Raw genomic sequence first — 5087 nt, 5'->3', positions numbered from 1 at the left:
ACGGGGGCGGGCCGGTCCTCTGCACGGTGGCGAGCTGGTACCGCAGCCCGATCGGCGCCCCCGACCTGCTGATCCAGGTGCGCTGCTTCGCCGCGACCGGCAGCCCGGCGGACAGCCGCTTCGTGGCCACCTTCACCAACGTCCGGCAGGTCGGTCAGGGCCGGCTGGCGTGGTTCGTCACCGACCAGGCGCAGCCGACCGGCGTACGCACGCTGCCCGCCGCCTACCGGTACGACTCGACCGGCGGCACGGTCTCCTACGAGCGCCTCGACAAGGGCCGGTACCGCTTCCTGATGAACCCGAACCCGCCCAGCGAGGGCGGGGCGATCTTCCCGATGGCGCACGTGACCGCGCTGGGCGGCACCGCCGTGCACTGCCAGCTCGATCCGCCGGACGGGTGGGTGGTCCACTGTGCGAACGCCGCCGGAAACCCGGTGGACGCCCGCTTCGTGGTCACGTACGGCTCCCGGGTGGACCTGTTGGGCCGGGCGTTCGGGCCGCGCTTCGCCAGCGGCGTGTTCCACGGCGAGAACGTCAGCGGCACCTGGATCGGCGGCGAGAGCTACAACTCGACGATCCCGGGCTTCGGCGGCGTGACGGGCACGGTGCTCGGCACCGGCCGCTACCAGGCGCGCTTCGCCGGCACGGCCACCGGTTACGGCACCGCCTTCGTGAACTCGTTCGTGACCAGTCTCCAACGTCCGCCGCGCGGCTACTGCGTACTGGCCGGGTGGTCCCCGTCCGGGGCCGACACCGTCGTCTCGGTCAACTGCTACACCTGGCTGGGCGTGCCGGCCAACCTGAACGCGCGGATCTCGTACACCACCTGGCCGGCCGCCTGACGCCGCTGCCCGGCCGGCCCGCTCCCGCCGGCCGGGTTCTGTCAGGGGGCGGGCAGTTCGGGGCCGCCGTCGAGTAGCGGGGCCAGCAGGTCGCCCTGCTTCTCCACCCGCTTCAGCACCTCCCCCGCCGTGTACGGCTTCGTCGCCGGCCTCTTCCCTGCCGCGCCCGCCTCGACCTCGTCCCAGGTCAGCGGGGTGGAGACGGACGGCACGGACTGCGCCCGCAGCGAGTACGGCGACACGGTCGTCTTGGCGGCGTTGTTCTGGCTCCAGTCGATGAAGACCTTGCCCGGCCGCAGGTTCTTGGCCATTTTCGACACGACCAGCTTCGGGTGCGCCCGCTCCAGCTCCTGCGCGATCCGCTTGGCGTAGTCGGACACGTGGTCGGAGGACTGGCTGCCGGCGATCGGGCAGCAGAGCTGCATGCCCTTCTTCCCCGACGTCTTGGGATACGAGGAGATGCCGTCGTCGGCGAGCCGGTCGCGCATCAGCAGCGCCACCTGGCAGCACTGGCGCAGCGCCGCCGGCGGCCCGGGATCGAGGTCGACGACCATCATGTCGGGGTGCTCGCCGACCTTCCACTGCGGCGTGTGCAGCTCCAGCGCGGCGAGGTTGGCCAGCCAGACGAGGGTGGGCAGGTCGTCGGCGACCACGTAGTCGATGGTGTCCCGGCCCTTGCTGGACCCGGGCGCGGGCAGCGTCTCGGTGCGTACCCAGCCGGGGGTGGCGGCCGGGACGTTCTTCTCGAAGAAGGAGCCGCCGGTGACCCCGTTGGGGAAGCGGATCCGGGTGAGCGCCCGGTCGGCCAGGTGCGGCAGGAGCACCGGGGCGATCCGGGTGTAGTAGTCGATCACCTCGCCCTTGGTGAACCCGGCCTCGGGATAGAGCACCTTGTCCAGGTTGGAAAGCTCCAGCGCGCGTCCCTCGACGTCCACCTTGAACCGTTCAGCCGGCATCGTCGACCTCCTCGGCGGGTTTGTCCGGCCGCAGCCGGAGCACCCGGGGGAACCGCAGTCGCCCGTCCGGGGTGCGCTGGCCGTACTTGACCTCCACCACGACCAGGGGTGTTACCCAGATCGCGCCCCGGGCATCCTCGCGCGGCACGTCCCCCGCGAACGGCGACGCGCCGGCGCGCAGCGGCTCCAGCTCGCGGAGCAGCTCCCGCTCGATGGCCGCGCCGATGCCGCCACCGACGCGCCCCCGATAGGTGAGCCGCCCGTCCGGGCGCGGCACCCCGACCAGCAGGCCGCCGATCCGGCGCGCCCCGGGCCGCCAGCCGCCGACCACGAAGTCGCCGGTGACCTCCAGCTTGACCTTCACCCAGTCCGGCGAGCGCACGCCCGGCCGGTAGACCGAGTCGACCCGCTTGGCCATCACCCCCTCCAGGCCGTGCTCGCCGGCCGCCTCGTAGGTGGCCGGGCCGTCGCCGAAGAGGGGAGACACCGCCCACCGGGCACCGCCGAGCCCCAGGCCGTCCAGGGCCTCCCGCCGGCGGGCGTACGACCGGCCGGTCAGGTCCTCGCCGTCGAGCCGGAGCAGGTCGAAGATCATGTACGTCACCGGGGCGACCGCCGCCAGCCGGGCGGCCTTGTTCCGGTCGCGCACGTGCATCCGCTCCGCCAGGGCCGTGAACGAGGGCTGGCCGGTCTCGCCGAGCAGCACCACCTCGCCGTCGAGCAGCGCGTCGCCCGCCTGCTCGTGCAGGGTGGCCAGCTCGGGGTACGCGACGGTGATCTCCACGCCGCTGCGGGCGTACAGGTGCTGCCGGCCGCCGGAGATGTCGGCGAGCGCGCGGACGCCGTCCCACTTGAACTCGTACGCCCAGCCGGCACCCGCCGGGAGCTGCCCGGTCATCGCGAGCATCGGCTTGAGCGGCGCGCCGGGCACGTCCCGACTGTACTTGCGCACCGAAGCGCTCGCGTGGCCTTCGATCATTTGCGATCCTGGGCTGTACCGGCGAGAGGAGCACGGGGATGCGGGCCATCTGGAAGGGAGCCGTCTCGTTCGGGCTCGTCTCCATCGGGGTCAAGCTCTACTCGGCCACCGAGGAGAAGGACATCCGCTTCCACCAGGTGCACCGGGAGGACGGCGGGCGCATCCGCTACAAGCGCACCTGCCAGGTCTGCGGCGAGGAGGTCACCTACGACGACATCGCCAAGGGCTACGACATCGGCGGCGGCGAGATGGTGATCCTCACCGACGAGGACTTCGCCGAGCTGCCACTGTCCAGCTCGCGCGCGATCGACGTGCTGGAGTTCGTCCCCGCCGAGCAGGTCGACCCGATCCTCTACAACAAGGCGTACTTCCTGGAGCCGGAGGGCACCGCCACCAAGCCGTACGTGCTGCTGCGCGACGCGCTCGCCGACTCGGAGCGGGTGGCGATCGTCAAGGTGGCGTTGCGCCAGCGGGAGCAGCTCGCCACGCTGCGGGTCCGCGAGGGCGTGCTGCTGCTCAACACGATGCTCTGGCCGGACGAGATCCGGAAGCCCGACTTCGGCTTCCTCGACGAGGACCTGAAGGTCCGCCCGCCGGAGCTGGCGATGGCCAGCTCGCTGATCGACTCGATGGCCGGCGAGTTCGAGCCGGACGCCTTCACCGACGACTACCGGGCGGCCCTGCAGGAGGTCATCGACGCCAAGGTGGAGGGTCGCGAGGTGGTCCAGCCGGAGGAGGTCGAGGAGGCCCCGGCCGCGGCGGTGGACCTGATGGCGGCGCTGAAGGCGTCCGTCGAGCGCGCCCGGTCCGCCCGGGGCGAGGCGCCGGCCGGCGGCGGCGGGGAGCCGACCCCGATCTCGGCCGCCCGCTCGGCGCAGAAGAAGGCCGCCGAGAAGAAGGCGGCGAAGGCGCCGGCCAGGAAGACCGCCGAGAAGAAGGCCGCGCCGAAGAAGGCCGCCGCCAAGAAGGCCGCCCCGAAGAAGGCCGCCGAGGGCGAGAAGAAGCCCGCCGCCAAGAAGGCCGCCGCGAAGAAGGCGGCCCGCAAGACGGCCTGACCCCTGGTCGTACGCGTACCGCCGCCCGCCCGGCCGAGGTTGCCTTGACGCCGGTGACAAGGTCTAGCGTCGGTCGGGTCGGACGAGGGAGGTCGGATGCTGATCGGTGAGCTGGCGGAGCGCGCCGGCACGAGCACCCGGGCCCTGCGTTACTACGAGACGCACGGCCTGGTCCGGGCAGCCCGCTCGGCCAACGGCTACCGGGTCTACGACGAGGCGGAGCTGCACGTCGTACGCGAGATCCGGGCGCTGCTGGCGGTGGGCTTCGGCCTGGACGACATCCGCCCGTTCGTCGCCTGCCTGCGGGCCGGCAACGCCTCCGGTCATGTCTGCCCCGACTCGGTGGCCGTGCTGCGGCGCAAGCTGGCCGAGCTCGACGCCGGCATCGACCGGCTGCACGCGGTCCGCCAGGAGCTGCGCGACCAACTCGCCCACGCCATCACCCACCGGGAGGAAACATGCTCGAGACTGCGCCGGACGGCTCGCTGACCGCCGTCACCGACGACACCTTCGCCACCGTGGTGCTCGCCGCCGACCGGCCGGTGGTGGTCGACTTCTGGGCGGACTGGTGCCCGCCGTGCCGGGCCATCTCCCGCAGCCTCGCCGAGCTCGCCGAGGAGTTCGCCGGGCGGCTGGTCGTGGCCACGATCGACACCGACGCCAACCCGACGGCCACCCGCACCTACGGCGTGATGTCCCTGCCCACCCTCCTGGTCTTCCGCCACGGGCAGGTGGTCGGCTCGATCGTCGGCTCCCGCCCGAAGCACCACCTGCGCCAGGGGTTGGCACGGCATCTCGAGGGCTGAACCGCCGGCCGGCGCGGTGCGGTCTCGCGGGTGCGGATCGCCGCGGGTACGCTCCGCCGGCCCCCGCCGCGAGAGGAACCCCATGCCGTACACCCCCGACCTGGACCGGCTGCTGACACCCGGCGCCCGCTTCGCCGACGAGCACGCCACGTACGTCATGGAGGTGCATCCGCTGGGCGACGTCGTGCTGCCGACGGGGCGGGTGGTCGGCTGCGACCCGGTGGCCTGCCCCGAGGACGAACCGTTCACGGTCGGGGTGGCCCCCGGCCGCTACCCGGCGCGGGCCTGGGTCGCGGTGGTGCGGGGCGAGGACACCGAGGCGGACCGGCGGGTGGCCGCCCTCGAACTGGTGGTCCACGACGAGCCGACGGCGCGCTGGGAGATGGCGCTGGTCGGCGACCAGGACGTCTCGGCCCTCAAGCCCGACGGTTGGTTCGGCTACGGGGTGG

General features: G+C 72.8%; 7 protein-coding genes. 5 read left to right on the top strand and 2 right to left on the bottom strand.

The genetic code is table 11. From position 1 onward, the window contains the following. The coding region (locus F6X68_RS33745; protein ID WP_225852528.1) for a hypothetical protein at positions 1–842 on the top strand (842 nt) is incomplete at its 5' end. Positions 843–883: 41 nt separating this feature from the next. Here the strand turns inward: F6X68_RS33745 and ligD (F6X68_RS30530) are convergent. Both ligD (F6X68_RS30530) and ligD (F6X68_RS30525) read right to left on the bottom strand, forming a co-directional pair. Further along, positions 884–1798 (bottom strand): non-homologous end-joining DNA ligase, encoded by a 915-nt coding sequence (gene ligD / locus F6X68_RS30530; protein ID WP_151457491.1) that lies wholly within the window; start codon positions 1796–1798, stop codon positions 884–886. After that, on the bottom strand, positions 1788–2729 hold the full coding sequence (gene ligD / locus F6X68_RS30525) for a non-homologous end-joining DNA ligase (protein ID WP_151457492.1): 942 nt from the start codon (positions 2727–2729) through the stop codon (positions 1788–1790). Before ligD (F6X68_RS30525) ends, ligD (F6X68_RS30530) begins: the two co-directional genes overlap by 11 nt. Positions 2730–2815: 86 nt before the next feature. Between ligD (F6X68_RS30525) and F6X68_RS30520 the strand changes: the two genes are divergently transcribed. The 4 genes from F6X68_RS30520 to F6X68_RS30505 form a co-directional block, all read left to right on the top strand. Beyond that, positions 2816–3832, top strand: coding sequence for a Ku protein (locus F6X68_RS30520; protein WP_151457490.1), 1017 nt, complete (start codon positions 2816–2818; stop codon positions 3830–3832). 96 nt (positions 3833–3928) lie between these two features. Beyond that, a complete protein-coding gene (locus F6X68_RS30515; RefSeq protein WP_151457489.1) occupies positions 3929–4321 on the top strand; it encodes a MerR family transcriptional regulator in 393 nt (130 codons plus the stop codon). After that, positions 4291–4638 carry a thioredoxin gene (gene trxA / locus F6X68_RS30510; protein ID WP_151457488.1) on the top strand — a complete coding sequence of 116 codons (348 nt, stop codon included), beginning with the start codon at positions 4291–4293 and terminating at the stop codon, positions 4636–4638. Before F6X68_RS30515 ends, trxA begins: the two co-directional genes overlap by 31 nt. 82 nt (positions 4639–4720) lie before the next feature. Further along, on the top strand, positions 4721–5087 hold a 367-nt coding region (locus F6X68_RS30505; RefSeq protein ID WP_151457487.1), incomplete at its 3' end, for a DUF4241 domain-containing protein.

The organism is Micromonospora sp. AMSO12t (genome assembly GCF_008806585.1).
GTDB lineage: Bacteria > Actinomycetota > Actinomycetes > Mycobacteriales > Micromonosporaceae > Micromonospora > Micromonospora reichwaldensis.
The sequence above is the reverse complement of the archived record's forward strand: the minus strand, read 5'-3'. Positions and strand labels throughout refer to the sequence as shown.